A 14,653-nucleotide genomic window follows, 5' to 3' on the forward strand; every position below is an offset into this window, starting at 1 on the left:
CAGGGCTGTTACATAGAGTTACAAATGTTTGATTTATAATATATTAAATTCATAAGTTCTTTGAAATTAATGATACTCCATTCCATAGCTGACTTGATAGAGTCTTTTCCATTAAGACGAAATAGGTTAATTGATATATTTCTCATTATTGAAAGATTCTCAGGAGCATTACCTGATTTAGTCTTACTCTTGTCCTCTTTCATTTGTACATCTTTCACCCAGTGCAAACGATTTTCTATACCCCAATGAGAACGTATGTGATTAGCAAAGAAATCAGCCTTATTCTTAGCTACACTGCTAATATGGTAAACTATCTCTATTGTCTGACCTTTCTTTGTTTTGACATAACGTGTTGTTTCTATAATTCGCTTTATACCAAACCATTCAGGAGAAATACCCTCTAAATTTTTATAAACTTTGGTAATACGCAATTCATCACGACCTCTTAGCAAAGAACACTCTTGGTAAGTGTGCATTAAATACTTTTTTGTAGCAACATTTGCTTTTATTTGCTCAAAAAGCTTTTTTTGATTACCTTTTACTTGTACTATGTAGTCATTTTTTGACTTTATAATAGTTTCAAGAGTTTTTTTGACAATGTAAGGCATCTAAAGTGATTATTTCACCTTGAATGTCTAAGGCTTGTAAGAGTCTTTGAACGGTATAAATTTCAGATTCTTTTTTGTTCTCTAATTTATCACAAGCTAATACAATGCCTCTTTGTGAAGCAAAAACACTTATCAATGAAACAAAATTCTGATAGTTATTTTGAGTGTCTTTAATAGTTCCTGCAATAGCCTTTCCATCAACAGCAAGTGTTTCACCTTGACACATTGGTAAAAATTGGGCAGTCCACTGATTGAATTTTTGGGCAAAATCATCAAAATCAATTTCCATAAATATCCTTCTAATAGAGCCATATGTAGGTACTTTACAGAAAGTTAGATACTTTTTAAACTCCCATTGGTTTTCTTTGAGGAAACGGCCTATTTCTCGATAACCAGTATAACCTGACATTATTGCTGTTAGGCACATAATCAGGAAGTTAGGCATTTTATGGCGGATACCGCGTCTTTTTCTAGTATCCTCTATACTAGATAACATTTCTATCAGTGTCATAGACTTTTACATTTTATTAGAATGCAAAAATAGTAATTTAAAATAACTTACAAAACTTTGTAACAGCCCTGCCTCTCCGAGGGGGCTAGGGGGAGGTTTCTTTTAATTTTCCGTCATACTCCCTCCTAGTGCCTATGACCTAAGGCCTATCACCTCTTCCCTTTTCTTTCGCCTCGAAACCTCTTTTTTAACATTTTTTACACTGTTGTATTATATTATTAATCAATCATTTACACACCCTTTCTATACCAATCGTCCAAGATTCGTATAAGCTTCCTATAAGCTCTCTATAAGCTAACCCCACCCTACTAATAGCCTTTTCTCTTCAAAATTCTTCTCAGCTCCCTTCCGTTCTTCTCCGTTTCCTTCCGATAGCTCAGAAGTGTTCCTTTTAGAGGTACACACTTTGCCAAAGTTTGAAACTTTGGCAAAGTTGAATAAACTGATAATATTTTCTCATTCCCTCATTCCCTCATTCCCTCATTCCCTCATTCCCTCATTTCCTCATTTCCTCATTTGCTAATTAAGTTACGCCATCTATCTCTTACCTCAAACTCCCTATCAATTCATAAAATCATTATTAATCATTAACCGCTAACCATTTATGGGCAGTAATATGAAATGTACATATACCTACTACCAAAAAAGCTATAAAAACATTTAAAAAACAGGTAGTTATAACAAAAAAGCCTGAAAAAGGCAGGAAAATGAAATGTACAAAAAACTGCATTTAATTACCATTTAATTACCGAGTAATTGCCCAATAACTACCATTTAATTGGAAGTAACTACTATTGGTGGGTATATATACCCTAATAATTACCAAAACCCCAACAAATACGCCCATTTAGGGCGTTTTTTTATGTCCTTAAACTACTAATACACCGACTTCTAAACACCTTTAAAAGGTACCCACCCAGTAAAGCCCAAAAACACCCTCTAAAAAGTTGGGGATGCAGTTGGCGTTGCAGTTGGCGTTGCAATTGCGTATATTTTAGCACACGAGTTTAAGTAGCAAATTACACGATTTTGGGCATTTTGAAAGGAAATGTTACCGAGTTTGTAGTATATTGCATTTGATTATATAATGTAAAACATTGATTAACAGTATATTTATATTATTATTGTTTTAAAAGTGCCTTTTTTCCTCTATATATTACGTACTTTCTATCCCTTTTCTCCCCTATATATGCTCTTAGTATGGAGTATTAAACCTAATAGTTACTTTCACCAACGCTAAAGCCTTGATAGAGGCAAAGGGAATATCTTTATCGGCGTGGTTAGGGTTCTCACTAACCAATTTTATATAGTTCTTTCCTTTTTTACTTTTATGTATATACTTAACAGCTAACACCTCTTCCCAATCTCCTAAATCATAGCCTAACACATACATTTCACCAAATAGGAGGTAATCTAAATTAATTGGAGACTCCTTATAAAGAATAATATCCCCAGACCTTAACAAAGGAAGCATACTATCACCTATAACACCAAATGCACCATCGCATCTCGGGGCGTTAGGTATCTTTATAGTATCAATAATATTAACCCTCTTGTCTCCTTTTAAAAAAGACGATAGCCCAGCTGTAGCATCTAACTCGTAGAAAGGTATTTCTTGTGTATCTATGATAGCATCACGGGTTTTACGGTTACCTTTAATAATAGTAACTTCTTGTGATTGATTTTCGTGCTCAGGTTTCAGCATTTCTCCTCTTCCTGTAAGCAACCACTCAGGACTTACATCGGGATATTTAGCAACTATTTTTGCCAAAATATCGGAACTAAGGGCTTTTTCCTTTGCTTTTCCTTTAAAATTTCCGTATGTAATACCCAAATCATCAAAAAATTTTTCTCTTGCAATACCCTTATTCTCAGAGATATACAAGACTCTCTCTTTAATATTAGAAAAAATAGTTGCCATAAAATTTGCATATTAGAAAAAATAGTTGCTATCTTTGCGCCAGAATTGGAACAATAAGTAACAATGGACAAAAGTAAGAAAAAAAAGTATAACAAGTACAATGCAAGCGTAATAAATGCATTGATTGAGAAGCACGGTTTCTCTGGGCGATACATTCGCCAGTGTGTAAGCGGCGAGCGCACAAGCCTCTCAGCCGACAAAATCAGAAAGGACTACCATAGTATGATTGCCCCTTCTGAAAAGAAAGTAAAAGAATTTTTAAACGATTAAAACAATGAATGACATCGCAATCATCGAACAAAACGGCATTCAGTTAATAGATGCCCGCGAACTCCACAGAAGATTGAGAGTTCAAACCAAGTTTACAAACTGGTTCCCTCGTAGGGTTGAGGAATATAGATTTGACGAAGGTAAAGACTATTTTGCTGAAAATCAACTTTTGCCCAAAAATGGGCAAAAGGTATCCCACAGACCACGCACCGAGTATTTCCTTACAATAGATATGGCTAAGGAAATAGCAATGGTAGAAAGAACAGAAGTAGGCAAGAAGATACGCAACTACTTTATTGAAATGGAAAAATTAGCTCGTGAGTCTGCTATTAAAATGCCTCCCTCACTCAATGTTTACGGCAAGGAAGCCTTGCCCTATATAGAATGGTTGCTATTACACCAGTACTCAGTTACCAGCGGGCAGTATTTTCGACGTATCAAAAAGCACCCTCAGCACTTCTACCGCACCGCCGAAGGCAAGTGGTACATCAACAGAGAGTTTGCCGAAGCCCTATTGCAACTGCGCAACGGCTATCAGCAGCTTACCAAGGTACAAGGACTGCCACAAGTAGTACAATTAGAGTTAAAACTTTTTGAAGCATAACCATAACAAAGCCAATTTAAAAACCTTTTAAAACACTTTTAAAATGACAACAAAAACCATTTACCTCCTCAATGATGACTTCCTTATCATCGGCAAAGAGATACGCACTACCTTTTTAGGTATAGTCGTAAAACGCGAAAAAATTATGTTACCAAAGGCTATGACTTATTATCCCGCTGAGAGTTCCTATCCCGCTCCAAGTCTTTTAGCCGGCAATAAAACTCAAATATATGAGGCTGAACAGTATGAGGGCGATAAAGTTCTCCCTCTTTCTCCAAGCAAATCAATCGATCGTATGCTTGATATGTTCTTTCGTACTCCGCTTCGTCGAGAACGCCCGCTAATTCGTCCTTTTTCAGTAGGCGAGAAGCCAGTTCAATCACAAGTTGCTCAAGAGTCTTTAAATACACTTCATTAAGGGCAACTTCAAAACGCAAGTTATCTATTTTCTCTTGCATTTCCTTAATCACATCATCTGTACTCATAAATTTAATGATTTAATAATTAGGCTACAAAAGTAGTAAAAAACTAAAACACAAATGCCATACCTCTGGTTACATAATAAAGTTGCCGTCGAAGCCGAAGAGTTAGTGCCACAGCATTGGAATACACTCAATACGTTGCGCTCGGAGATACACCGCCATAAAGACAAACCTTACGGCGTGAAAAAACTCCAATCGGGTGGCAATGGGCGCAAGCTCCTTATCGACTACGATACCCTGCCTACCGATATACAGCACGCCCTAGGCGACCCACGTAAAGAAGGACACCTCCTTGAGCGTTACTATGCCGTGAAAGACGAAACCATCCGCTTCTATGCCGGTTGGAAACGCCAGGGCAAACCTCTCACCGATGAAGAGATAGACCGCTATGTTATCAATGCTACTACCTTGCAGGCTCTCGTAACCCTTGAGAGTGAACGCCTTGCCGTACGCCAATCGTTACACAAAAAGAGCCCTACCAAAGGGCTTGCACAAAGCCTCCTTACCGATGCTTTGAGCTTCAACGAAACTCTGCCCCCCAGCCGTAAGCACTCCCTCCCCGAAAGCCTACGCCATTTTAAAAATGCCTTCAAAGCCTTTAAAAACGAAGGACTGCTTTCAGTGATTAAAGACCCTTACGGCAAAGGCAAGCAAAACGCCCGCAAGGTAGATGAGCGTGTAATAGAAGTGATTAAAGGCTTATTCGTAGGACAAGAGTACAAACCCACCCCTACCGATATAGCCCGCCAATACGAGTCCTTCCTTAGCGGATATATAGAAGTCTTCAACAAAGAAACCGGCGAACTGTACGCCCCCGAAGAGTTCCCCGCCCTTAGCGAAAGCACCATCAAAGCCTACCTGTCGGCTTGGGAAACTAAAATCGCCACCTACAGCCTCCGCTCTGGCAACCGACAAGCCTTTATGGGGCAATTTATCCCCTACGCTCAAACCGAACTCCCTACCAAAGCAGGCTCGCTCCTCTCTATTGACGACCGCCAACCGCCATTTTGGTACGACAAAGGCAAACGCCTTTGGTTTTATATCGGCATAGATGTAGCCAGCCGTTGTATGACAGCCTTCGTATATGGCAAAACCAAAGAAGGCATCATCTTAGAGTTCTACCGCCAGCTGGTGCGCAACTATCACCAATGGGGCTTAAAACTCCCCTTTGAGTTAGAGTGCGAAAGCTCCCTCAACAGCAGTTTTTTAAACACTTTCCTACGTGATGGCTATATGTTCCAAAAGGTAAGGGTTGAGGCTAACAACGCCCGCGGTAAATATATAGAACGTATGTTTGGAAAGATGCGTAACAATAAAGAAAAATACGCCGAAGGTTGGATAGCACGCCCCTTTGCTAAGAGCGAAGCCAACCAAGCGGGCAAAGGAGCTACTAAAATTATCCCTTATAACGAACTGGTGCAGGCACGCCTCGCCGATATAGAAGATTGGAACAACGAGCCACACGATGAGCACCCCGAAGTAAGCCGTTGGGAGTATTTCCTAAACAACCAGCTCGAAACCCTCCCCGAGACCAATTACCGCGCTATCCTGCCCCATATAGGCTACAGCGTTAAAACAAGTTGCAAACAAGGATACATCAGCCTTAATAGGCAAAAAATGGCAATCGCCGAAGATAGCACCATACTCACCGGCGAGCCCCTTATTGAGAAAATGAAACAAATAGAAGGTAAAGAGATAGAAGTATTTTGGCTTGATAGCAACGAAGGCGACCTTATCAAAGCCATAGCCTATTGTGGCGGTCGCTATGTATGCGAAGTACAACCAATGCCAAAATTCCAACGTGCACGTGCCGAGCAAACAGAAGCCGATATGGTAGCCAAAGCCCTACAAGATGCCTATACGATGACTATCGTACGCTTTGTACAACATCACAGCAAGCAAATAGCCGAAGTAGGCATCATCAACCGCACACCGGCACGCCAACGCGCTTTCGTTATCCCAAGCCTCAAACGCTACGAAGCCACCAACACCACAGAAGTCGAAATACTCAGCGATTACGACTCCTTAGATGAAGACGACAAACAAATATTGTATAACCCCAGTACCGGTACCGAGTACACCCAATCTTGGAGAAACAAATACACTATATAATGAAAATAGCAATCGAATTTAAACAGAAAGTACGCGAGGCTATGTTAGCCGACCGCGAAAACTACGGAGGTTCCGACACAGCTTATGCCAAACGCCTCAAACTAAGTGCCGCCATTTATTCACAAATCAAAAATGGCAAAATAGACAAAGTACTATCCGACACCCAATGGCTTGTAATTGCCCATCAGCTCGGTGTACAAGTGAACGACAACGGCTGGAAAGTAGCCCGCACACAAGTCTACACCGAAATTGAAGACAACTTGCTATACTGCAAAACTTACAGCAAATCAATGATACTGGTAGACGACTGTGGTATAGGCAAAACCTTCTGCGCACGCCACGTTGTAAAGCAACAGAAAAACGCCTTTTATATCGACTGCTCACAAGCCAAAACGAAACAACAATTCATTCGCCTGCTTGCCAAAACCATAGGCGTGGACGATACAGGACGATACACCGATGTAAAAGCCGCTATTAAAATGTGCCTCCTGTACTTAGAACAGCCTTTAGTCGTATTAGACGAAGCTGGCGACCTTGATTACAACGCCTTCCTTGAACTCAAAGAACTATGGAACGCTACCCAAGGTGAATGCGCTTGGTATATGATGGGAGCCGATGGTTTGCGTGCCAAAATAGAGAGCGGTATTGCTCACAAAAAAGTAGGCTATGCTGAAATCTTCGACCGCTTTTTTGACATCACCACTATTGTACCCCAAGGCACCGACGACCGCAAAGCCTTCTACATACAACTACTGGGCGATGTAGCCACCGTAAACGCCAAACAGCAAAGCGATGTAGATAAGTTAGTACGCAAATGCCTCAACCCAAGCGGTAAGAAAGACGCTACCGCCTCAGATATGAAACGACTACGATATTTAGAAAATCTCATAAAACTAAGCTGAAACAATGGCACGAATAAAAGCAATATACGGCAAACAACTACTCGAAAAAACCTATAAAACATTCCCTTTTAAGGGCGAATGGGCACGCGCCCTGGGCAACCCCGAAGTAGCAGGCTTTTGGCTCATATACGGCAAAGAAAAACAAGGAAAAACGTGGTTCTCACTCAAACTCGCCGAGCACCTAAGCAACTACGAAACCACAATGTACATCAGTGCTGAGCAGGGCACCAGCAAAACATTCCAAGACGCCTATATGCGTGCCCAACTCGACCCTTTTAATCGCCGACTAAAGATAGTACCCTATACTGAAATTGCCGAAATAGAAAACACCCTTGGAAAACAAAGGAGCTCAAAGGTAGTCATCATCGACAACACTACTATTTACAAAGACGAACTCACAGCCCCAAAGTTACGAGAGTGGAGCCGAAAGTACCGAAACACCCTTTTTATCTTTCTCTCACACGAAGAGAAAGGCGAACCCGACCTCGCTGTAGGTCGCCTCTGTAAGAAGCTCGCGGAAATCGTTATCCGAGTCGAAGGACTTGCCTGCCACGTGTCGGGGCGTTGCCCTGGTGGCACCCTCGTTATCGACGAAGAGAAAGCACAACTCTATTACGACACTAATATCACCCCTAATACCTAATACAATGAACACCCTAAAAACAATACCCCAACAAATCATCTATCGCCACGCTCTCGCCAAGCAATTAGGACTCACCTACCTGCAGTACGAAAACCTACGCTATGAGTTCTATATAGACTGGTGTGCCCACCTTATACAACAAGGCAAAGCATCGCATTTAAAACCTCTCATCAGCCACGATAGTCTAATGAATTGGTACGATGACCAATGGTACGAAGAGGTTGAGAAAACCATCGAACGACACTATGGTACCGACATCACCCTATTCAACGCTGACGATGTTCTTCTGCTCATCACCATCTACGCTGAGAATATCTTGCAGTACTATCCCAGTGTACTCCTAAAGAAAATAACCGCTCGTACGGCTCGCACCGAACACTAAGCGAACACCAAGCGAAGACAAACCAAAAAACAATGAGAATAGAACCTAACGAAATCAGCGATTACGACTACATCAATCGCAAAATGAGAGAGCACGCACAAGAGCTTCTCAAAACCGCCAAAAAGCAAAAACGCCCCGTGCGATACCTCCCCCAAGGCATCAGCGGAGATAATGTAACTTGGTGGGCAGACCTCAAAAAATACGGTAAACTAATTAACAAATAACAACTATGAAAAGTAGATTTTTAGCATACACAGAAGCCCTTGCCCTCGACACCTTTTTACAGGTGCTTACCTTCGAGCAAAGGCTACAAACCTGCCAATACCGCGCAGGTAAAACCAACAAAGTGCCCGCATTAGTGCAGAAGTTACAGGACTGGATATCTTACAATCAGTGGCAACCTCCTGCATTTCGATACGACGCTTTTACCCGCGAACTCCTATGGGAAGATGACAATTCCGAATGGCAACCACTAAGAAAGCATCCGCTATATAAAGTAAAAGTAACAGGATATTAACAAATAACAATTATCAATTATGACAGTAGATTTAACACACCTCACAGAAGAGCAACTCAAAGCAGAACTACAACGTCGCGAACAAGCACAAAACGAAAACCGCGAGGCATACAAAGCCCTCGTCAATGAGGCAATTCCACAAATCATCGGTAAGCTACAAAACTATTCAGAACAGATGGCAGAAGTAAAGCTTCACACCTTTGAAGCCCTCAAAATTCTCTTGGACACCAAAAATGAAGTTTATGATGTTAAAGGCGACCAGCAAAGCCACACTTTCACCGATAAGCACGGTAACACCATCACCTACGGCTTCCGCGTCATCGACAATTGGGACGACACCGTAAATGCAGGTATTGAGAAAGTAGGTCACTTTATCTCATCACTTGCTAAAGATGATGAGAGTGCCAAGCTCGTAACCGTTATCAACCGCCTGCTCAAGAAGGACGCCAAAGGCAACCTTAAAGCCTCCCGCGTGTTAGAGCTTACCCGTGTAGCCAAAGAGTTCGACAACCCAGCCTTCACCGATGCCGTAACTATCATAGCTCAAGCCTATCGTCCACAGCGTTCAGCCTTTTACATCGAAGCCAATACCCTCGACGAACAGGGCAAAAAGTGCAACATACCCCTATCGCTCTCATCGGTAGACTTTCCCCCTGGTACTGATATTAAGCACCTATTTCCAGTACACGAGAAGTACGAAGAGCAAGCCACCGCATAACACTACACTTTTAGCCGTTTCGGTAGCTAAAAGAGGCTCCTCCGCCCTTAGTCCGGTCGCTTGCACTAAGGGGACGCCCATAGGAGATCCGCTAAGGCGAGGAGCTTTTAAATAACTTTAAACACTGTTTAAAATGAACCCCGACGCTTTAATAGAAAAATATAAAGGAAAAAACCTCTCAGAGATAGCCAAGGAAAGTGGTTTTACCGTAACTCATACCTATACCAAGGAGTTTATAAAATCAGATAAAAAAGACAAAAAAGATGATAACCAAAGAACAAATTAAGATACTGCAAACCCTACTCGGCAAGCAGTATAGAGACAGAGAAGAGCGTTTAGCGTTCGTCTCGGCATTTGTAGGCGAAGAGGTAACCAGTATTAAAAACCTCACTCCCCAACAAGCCTTTGGGCTCATACGCTACCTCAAAGACAGGCAGGTTGCACCCGCAAGCTATTATGCAAGGTTTGACGCACAAAACCCACAGCATCGTACCCTATTAGCCCGATGCCACGAGTTAGGTTGGGTACAGGAGAATAACTCCAAGTACGTAGACCTCAATCGTCTTGGCAGTTTTCTTATCAGCAGTCGTTCCCCCGTAAAGAAGGCTCTTGCCGATATGACCAGTAAAGAAGTGAGTAAAATCATATTCATACTCGAAAAGATGATACAACAACGCTATGAAAGAAGTTAGAAAATTAGCCAATGAGAAAATTAGCAAATTAATAGCTTGTGCGGCTCGCACTTGTTCTCACAAGCATACCGAACGCCGCACCCTTGCCCACTACTGCACTGTAGAAGTAACTGCCCTATTTTGCAAAGACTGTGGCGCACAACTCACCAAAGAAGAGTGGAATGTATAACAATTTAAACACTATATAAAAATGACAACCTATACCGTAACCCTACACCGTACCCTCACCCTCCTAAAGCTCACCTATAATAAAGGTGAGCTTTGCAAAATCGAAATCAAGAGCGGAGGGCTTAATAGTCAGCAATACCAACAACTCGGAGCTATCCTACCTCCACAAGAGGAAGATATAGAACGCTACCAAGAACAATGGAGAGGCAGCGTTTCTTATTGTGAGGATGTGCCAGACCCTGTAAGTCTATACGGAAAGTTCTTAGACGAATGGTTCGACTTTTATAAACGTTTGTACGGATTTCCTCCCAAGTTTACAGGAGCCGATGGAAAAGCCCTTAAGCAAATTGTTAGCTACCTGCAACAAGTATCAGCCAACGACACCGAAGCCCTTGCCACGTGGCAATACCTACTTGGCAATTGGCAGAAGATGGATGCATTTCACCAAAAAAACACCGATTTAAAATACATCAATTCACAACTTAACAAGATATTACAAAATGCAAAACGAGGTAACAGTAGTGCAACAACAACCTACAGCGATAATTTCAAGCGAGAGATTCTTCAAGGTCTATTCACCCGCTAACTGTATGTTACATAGCTACAAACTCAAAACCATAGACGATGCTATCAACCTGCCTACGCCCAGTATCAACGCCGTAAGGCGTGACTATGGAGCAGAGGCTTGCGACAAGTTCGTGATGGCGTGGCTCGTCTACCTAAACGAAATGCTCAACCTATCCCGTCCAATGAGTGAAGACCAAATAAGGCTTTGCAGTAGCCAAATAATGAACGATTACGGTTACTTAAAGCTCACCGAGATTTCCTTCATATTCAAACGCATATTATCGGGCGAATACGGCGAGTTTTATGAACGTCTTGGCATTGATAAAGTACTTAGTTTTTTTCGCCAATACGACAAAGAACGCTTCACCTTTATAGATGAACAACGACAGCGAGAGCACTCCGAGTTTCGCTATCAAGAACGGGCTAATGAAACCCCTTTAGATGACTTTAAACGTCGTTTAAAAAAAGCCTACAGACTAATCTAAAATGAGTCAATTAGCAATTTTTAACATTCGCTAATTGGCTCATTTGCTAATTTGCCAATTATGTCATATCTTTGCACTATAAAATTCCTCATTCTCTTTGGTATATGCAGCTTAAACGCAAACAATGTAAACAACGTCTTCAGCGGCGGAATGAAAAGATACGTGAACTCTTCGGTGAGCTTACTAACAAGTACCCTCAGTGGCGTGTAGATGCCGTAATTGAGGAGGTAGCAAGTAGGGTATATTTGTCTCCTCGTACAGTCGAGGCTATCCTTACCTACGAGGGTATTTATGCAGAAAATTAAAAAAGTTGAAAAAAGTTTTGGTGATTTACCTCTATTCTTTTTTATTTTGTACTTTTGCGGTCTAAAATATATTTTCTATGAGTAAACCAAAGAATGTAAAATGTAGAGCTTTTAGAATTAGTACAAGTGATTTTTCTGATAATGCTAAAAGTATTTTTTCTTTATTATGCGAGCAACTACCTAAAAGTAAAGCTAATGAAAGGAGAATGCGCTTAAATACTAAAGACGAAAGTAGGGAAGAGGATTTGATATGCGATTATGAAATATCAGAGGGTGTTATTTTTGGTACTTTATTACGAATTAAGAGTAGTGATAATATACCAGAAATTCCAGAAGAAGTGTTTGAGGAGAACATTATTCACTTAGAGCAATTAAGAGATTTAGATGTTAATTCTTCTTTATTCTACAAAGACCACTACTATTTTCTACTAAATGACAAGTATTTGATAGTAACACTAAGAGGAAATATTACTATCACCCATTTTCAAACATATACAAATTGGTTGTTACAGTCAATAAGACTTAATACTCTTTTTGAAATTACCCCTATTGTAAAAGAAAAACCAATCTCTCTTAGTGATTTAAAATCTATAAAAATAGAAGACCCTGTAAGAAAAGAAGAAGATAGCTTTAATTTGACAGAAACAAAGACAATTAGCTTTAAACTACTTACTGAAATGCTTACGGATGTATGTTCTTTTGATGAAGTCAAAGCCTCTGAAATTATTTCGGCAGAGTTATTGTTAAAATTCAACAAGCCAAAAAAAATGAAAGAGGAAGAATATCAAAACTATTTTGGGGCACTACTAAAACCTGTTTCTGATTTAGAAAATGTTACTTTCTACCCTAAGAAAGGGAAAGTTATAAAAGGAGATGAAATAGAAGAAATGCGGGAATTTAAAATAGAAACTACCGACTCTGGTAAAATATCAGAACCTGAGCTAAAACAAGCAATGGAAAAATATTTAAGAGAACTTGAAAAATGTTTCAATTAAAAGACATATTAGTTTTACTATTTGCGGTTATACTTTCATTATTCTTTAAATGGTATTTAAATGATTATTATATGAATACTTTATTTACTATTTTAGGGATAATGTTTTCTATTGCTATGGGATTACTAATAACTTTTAATTTACAAGGTATTAAGAATAAGAGAGTCATTGATAAGTTGCGAAGTAATATAAAGAAAGTACGCCATTCTTATATCAAGTACTTTGCTTTTTCAACATTATTGTACTTATTAGAAAAATACCTTAGAGATAAAGAAAATAATCTCTATTCTTTTTCAATAAGAGAGATAAGTATAACTATAAACTTTTCACTTATTACGGTTGTTATATTACTATATAGCATTATTTATTTCATAATCAACTTTATAGCAATGCAAAAACTAAGTGATAATTTGTATGATGAGGTAAATTCAAAAAATAATTAGTAATTATTTTGGTAGTTTAAAATAAAGTTGTACTTTTGCAGTACAAATTGGCTGGGAGGCTACATAAGAAAACTCTCGGCCCCCAACTCAGACAGCTAAATACTTGCACTGTTTAGCTGTCTGTTTTATTTTAAAGCCTCCAATCTTCTCTAAGTATATCAGCCCTTAAATAGGTTTTGTCTTCACCATTCCTAATAACTACTACCTCTTCTATCCATTCAGACCTACGTACACGCCCTTTAATAGCATTTTTTAAATCATCATCTGAGATATCAGCTTTTATATCTAATACCACAAAATTAGCTTGGTTTTGTGTACTTCTTAAAGCCTTATCAACAGCGTTTATAGTTGGCGTGTGAATACGCTTGTATTCCTGCTTTATTTGCAGGGTTTTATTAAAGGTATCAGCACTTTTTGCGCCTTTCTCATTAGATTTTGCTATTAGGTTTATTTCATAGCCGTATTTGTTAGCCAAATAAGAAGCTATTTCGGTATTCTCCGTTTTCTCTGCTTTACCGTGCAAAGAACTTACTCTTACCGTGCCTTTTTCAGTAGGTACAGTCTCCCACGTTTCTACTCTTTTTGCCTTAGCTTTTTCCTTTTTAAGACGTTTCTGTAGCTTCTTATCTACCTCATTCACTTGCCATTCGCTCATTCCTTTGGCGTAAGGTATTACGGGGAATATCTCACCCGAAAGAGCGGGGTTGTTAGCAAAGGCTTCTTTTATTGGAACGTCTTCTGTGCGTACACCCTCGGTTACGGGGTTAGCAGTAGGCTCTACATAGCATCTACACCCCCAATCATTAGGGGGTAGGTGTGTTTGCCAAAAAGAATGTTCTACGGGTAGCGTAAGCCCGTCCCAAGCACGGTGTGTTTCACGGGTACGCTCATCGTGTACCGCGTGATAGGTAAGGTTAGGATATATGCGCTTATTGGCTATATATTCCTCGTACTTTTGCGCCGATAAGGCATTGGCTACTGTTTGGTTATACTCGACTTGTAACCAACGCCTATTGTATTCTATATTGAGCTTATTTGCCTCTGCCTTAAACTCTTGCCACGAAAGCACCTTGCCTTCTTTTATAAGGGTTTGCTCTATCTGCTGTTTAAAACTCGTTTCTTTGAAAGCCGAGAAGCGCGCAAGGTTGTGCTTTAGTGAGGTTACCAGTTCGGTATTGGTTTCCTCAATAGTAGGGTTGTAGCCCTCTGCTAAGGCTTTATTTAGGTGCTTGTAGTAGTATTGCCATAGTTCTTTGCTTTGTGTCTCACTAATACTACGCTCTTCAAAAGCCTCACGTATGTACCCCTCAATGAGCCTACTCAAGTCG

General features: G+C 40.2%; 20 protein-coding genes and 1 pseudogene. 18 read left to right on the top strand and 3 right to left on the bottom strand.

The window, feature by feature from the left end:
• Window positions 1-8: 8 nt before the first annotated feature.
• Both ACSQ7D_RS00005 and ACSQ7D_RS00010 read right to left on the bottom strand, forming a co-directional pair.
• A pseudogene (locus ACSQ7D_RS00005) lies at window positions 9-1,119 on the bottom strand (ISAs1 family transposase).
• Window positions 1,120-2,314: 1,195 nt separating this feature from the next.
• Window positions 2,315-3,040 carry a S24 family peptidase gene (locus tag ACSQ7D_RS00010; protein WP_437134908.1) on the bottom strand — a complete coding sequence of 242 codons (726 nt, stop codon included), beginning with the start codon at window positions 3,038-3,040 and terminating at the stop codon, window positions 2,315-2,317.
• A 63-nt stretch (window positions 3,041-3,103) separates the two neighbouring features.
• Between ACSQ7D_RS00010 and ACSQ7D_RS00015 the strand changes: the two genes are divergently transcribed.
• The 18 genes from ACSQ7D_RS00015 to ACSQ7D_RS00100 all read left to right on the top strand — a co-directional run bounded on the left by ACSQ7D_RS00015 (window position 3,104) and on the right by ACSQ7D_RS00100 (window position 13,325).
• Window positions 3,104-3,310 carry a hypothetical protein gene (locus tag ACSQ7D_RS00015; RefSeq protein WP_107781322.1) on the top strand — a complete coding sequence of 69 codons (207 nt, stop codon included), beginning with the start codon at window positions 3,104-3,106 and terminating at the stop codon, window positions 3,308-3,310.
• 4 nt (window positions 3,311-3,314) lie between these two features.
• Complete coding sequence (locus ACSQ7D_RS00020) at window positions 3,315-3,914, top strand: antA/AntB antirepressor family protein (RefSeq protein WP_437134909.1); 600 nt, start codon at window positions 3,315-3,317, stop codon at window positions 3,912-3,914.
• 43 nt (window positions 3,915-3,957) lie between these two features.
• Window positions 3,958-4,332, top strand: coding sequence for a hypothetical protein (locus ACSQ7D_RS00025; protein ID WP_437134910.1), 375 nt, complete (start codon window positions 3,958-3,960; stop codon window positions 4,330-4,332).
• Window positions 4,333-4,453: 121 nt separating this feature from the next.
• Window positions 4,454-6,508 carry a hypothetical protein gene (locus ACSQ7D_RS00030; RefSeq protein ID WP_437134911.1) on the top strand — a complete coding sequence of 685 codons (2,055 nt, stop codon included), beginning with the start codon at window positions 4,454-4,456 and terminating at the stop codon, window positions 6,506-6,508.
• On the top strand, window positions 6,508-7,410 hold the full coding sequence (locus tag ACSQ7D_RS00035) for an AAA family ATPase (protein ID WP_437134912.1): 903 nt from the start codon (window positions 6,508-6,510) through the stop codon (window positions 7,408-7,410). Before ACSQ7D_RS00030 ends, ACSQ7D_RS00035 begins: the two co-directional genes overlap by 1 nt.
• Before the next feature lie 4 nt (window positions 7,411-7,414).
• Window positions 7,415-8,053, top strand: a complete 639-nt coding sequence (locus ACSQ7D_RS00040) for a hypothetical protein (protein ID WP_437134913.1) — start codon at window positions 7,415-7,417, stop codon at window positions 8,051-8,053.
• Between the two features lie 4 nt (window positions 8,054-8,057).
• The gene (locus tag ACSQ7D_RS00045; RefSeq protein WP_437134914.1) at window positions 8,058-8,435 is read left to right on the top strand and encodes a hypothetical protein; all 378 of its coding nucleotides are present in this window, start codon (window positions 8,058-8,060) and stop codon (window positions 8,433-8,435) included.
• Window positions 8,436-8,467: 32 nt separating this feature from the next.
• Complete coding sequence (locus tag ACSQ7D_RS00050) at window positions 8,468-8,659, top strand: hypothetical protein (RefSeq protein WP_437134915.1); 192 nt, start codon at window positions 8,468-8,470, stop codon at window positions 8,657-8,659.
• Between the two features lie 5 nt (window positions 8,660-8,664).
• Window positions 8,665-8,952, top strand: a complete 288-nt coding sequence (locus ACSQ7D_RS00055) for a hypothetical protein (protein ID WP_437134916.1) — start codon at window positions 8,665-8,667, stop codon at window positions 8,950-8,952.
• A gap of 19 nt (window positions 8,953-8,971) precedes the next feature.
• Entirely contained in the window at window positions 8,972-9,670 is a 699-nt protein-coding gene (locus tag ACSQ7D_RS00060) for a DUF3164 family protein (protein WP_437134917.1), read from the top strand.
• 133 nt (window positions 9,671-9,803) lie between these two features.
• Complete coding sequence (locus ACSQ7D_RS00065) at window positions 9,804-9,956, top strand: hypothetical protein (RefSeq protein WP_437134918.1); 153 nt, start codon at window positions 9,804-9,806, stop codon at window positions 9,954-9,956.
• Window positions 9,934-10,362: a hypothetical protein gene (locus tag ACSQ7D_RS00070; protein WP_437134919.1), complete on the top strand. Its 429-nt coding sequence runs from the start codon at window positions 9,934-9,936 to the stop codon at window positions 10,360-10,362. The genes ACSQ7D_RS00065 and ACSQ7D_RS00070 overlap by 23 nt, the downstream gene beginning before the upstream one ends.
• On the top strand, window positions 10,349-10,531 hold the full coding sequence (locus tag ACSQ7D_RS00075; protein ID WP_437134920.1) for a hypothetical protein: 183 nt from the start codon (window positions 10,349-10,351) through the stop codon (window positions 10,529-10,531). The genes ACSQ7D_RS00070 and ACSQ7D_RS00075 overlap by 14 nt, the downstream gene beginning before the upstream one ends.
• A gap of 21 nt (window positions 10,532-10,552) precedes the next feature.
• Window positions 10,553-11,116, top strand: a complete 564-nt coding sequence (locus tag ACSQ7D_RS00080; RefSeq protein WP_437134921.1) for a hypothetical protein — start codon at window positions 10,553-10,555, stop codon at window positions 11,114-11,116.
• Between the two features lie 4 nt (window positions 11,117-11,120).
• Entirely contained in the window at window positions 11,121-11,582 is a 462-nt protein-coding gene (locus ACSQ7D_RS00085; RefSeq protein WP_009420102.1) for a hypothetical protein, read from the top strand.
• A 104-nt stretch (window positions 11,583-11,686) separates the two neighbouring features.
• Window positions 11,687-11,887 (top strand): hypothetical protein, encoded by a 201-nt coding sequence (locus tag ACSQ7D_RS00090; protein WP_437135171.1) that lies wholly within the window; start codon window positions 11,687-11,689, stop codon window positions 11,885-11,887.
• A 77-nt stretch (window positions 11,888-11,964) separates the two neighbouring features.
• The gene (locus ACSQ7D_RS00095; RefSeq protein ID WP_437134922.1) at window positions 11,965-12,882 is read left to right on the top strand and encodes a hypothetical protein; all 918 of its coding nucleotides are present in this window, start codon (window positions 11,965-11,967) and stop codon (window positions 12,880-12,882) included.
• Window positions 12,883-12,953: 71 nt separating this feature from the next.
• Window positions 12,954-13,325 carry a hypothetical protein gene (locus ACSQ7D_RS00100; protein ID WP_437134923.1) on the top strand — a complete coding sequence of 124 codons (372 nt, stop codon included), beginning with the start codon at window positions 12,954-12,956 and terminating at the stop codon, window positions 13,323-13,325.
• A gap of 130 nt (window positions 13,326-13,455) precedes the next feature.
• Here the strand turns inward: ACSQ7D_RS00100 and ACSQ7D_RS00105 are convergent, their stop codons facing one another.
• Window positions 13,456-14,649 (bottom strand): phage minor head protein, encoded by a 1,194-nt coding sequence (locus tag ACSQ7D_RS00105; RefSeq protein WP_437134924.1) that lies wholly within the window; start codon window positions 14,647-14,649, stop codon window positions 13,456-13,458.
• Window positions 14,650-14,653 lie beyond the last annotated feature (4 nt).

The organism is Capnocytophaga sp. G1920, from assembly GCF_051417515.1.

Coding starts and splice junctions, on each gene's coding strand:
- ACSQ7D_RS00070 (WP_437134919.1), top strand. CDS start 9,934: ATGATAACCAAAGAACAAATTAAGATACTGCAAACCCTACTCGGCAAG.
- ACSQ7D_RS00095 (WP_437134922.1), top strand. CDS start 11,965: ATGAGTAAACCAAAGAATGTAAAATGTAGAGCTTTTAGAATTAGTACA.
- ACSQ7D_RS00020 (WP_437134909.1), top strand. CDS start 3,315: ATGAATGACATCGCAATCATCGAACAAAACGGCATTCAGTTAATAGAT.
- ACSQ7D_RS00075 (WP_437134920.1), top strand. CDS start 10,349: ATGAAAGAAGTTAGAAAATTAGCCAATGAGAAAATTAGCAAATTAATA.
- ACSQ7D_RS00040 (WP_437134913.1), top strand. CDS start 7,415: ATGGCACGAATAAAAGCAATATACGGCAAACAACTACTCGAAAAAACC.
- ACSQ7D_RS00035 (WP_437134912.1), top strand. CDS start 6,508: ATGAAAATAGCAATCGAATTTAAACAGAAAGTACGCGAGGCTATGTTA.
- ACSQ7D_RS00080 (WP_437134921.1), top strand. CDS start 10,553: ATGACAACCTATACCGTAACCCTACACCGTACCCTCACCCTCCTAAAG.
- ACSQ7D_RS00050 (WP_437134915.1), top strand. CDS start 8,468: ATGAGAATAGAACCTAACGAAATCAGCGATTACGACTACATCAATCGC.
- ACSQ7D_RS00030 (WP_437134911.1), top strand. CDS start 4,454: ATGCCATACCTCTGGTTACATAATAAAGTTGCCGTCGAAGCCGAAGAG.
- ACSQ7D_RS00015 (WP_107781322.1), top strand. CDS start 3,104: ATGGACAAAAGTAAGAAAAAAAAGTATAACAAGTACAATGCAAGCGTA.
- ACSQ7D_RS00045 (WP_437134914.1), top strand. CDS start 8,058: ATGAACACCCTAAAAACAATACCCCAACAAATCATCTATCGCCACGCT.
- ACSQ7D_RS00025 (WP_437134910.1), top strand. CDS start 3,958: ATGACAACAAAAACCATTTACCTCCTCAATGATGACTTCCTTATCATC.
- ACSQ7D_RS00085 (WP_009420102.1), top strand. CDS start 11,121: ATGTTACATAGCTACAAACTCAAAACCATAGACGATGCTATCAACCTG.
- ACSQ7D_RS00010 (WP_437134908.1), bottom strand. CDS start 3,040: ATGGCAACTATTTTTTCTAATATTAAAGAGAGAGTCTTGTATATCTCT.
- ACSQ7D_RS00055 (WP_437134916.1), top strand. CDS start 8,665: ATGAAAAGTAGATTTTTAGCATACACAGAAGCCCTTGCCCTCGACACC.
- ACSQ7D_RS00065 (WP_437134918.1), top strand. CDS start 9,804: ATGAACCCCGACGCTTTAATAGAAAAATATAAAGGAAAAAACCTCTCA.
- ACSQ7D_RS00090 (WP_437135171.1), top strand. CDS start 11,687: ATGCAGCTTAAACGCAAACAATGTAAACAACGTCTTCAGCGGCGGAAT.
- ACSQ7D_RS00060 (WP_437134917.1), top strand. CDS start 8,972: ATGACAGTAGATTTAACACACCTCACAGAAGAGCAACTCAAAGCAGAA.
- ACSQ7D_RS00100 (WP_437134923.1), top strand. CDS start 12,954: ATGAATACTTTATTTACTATTTTAGGGATAATGTTTTCTATTGCTATG.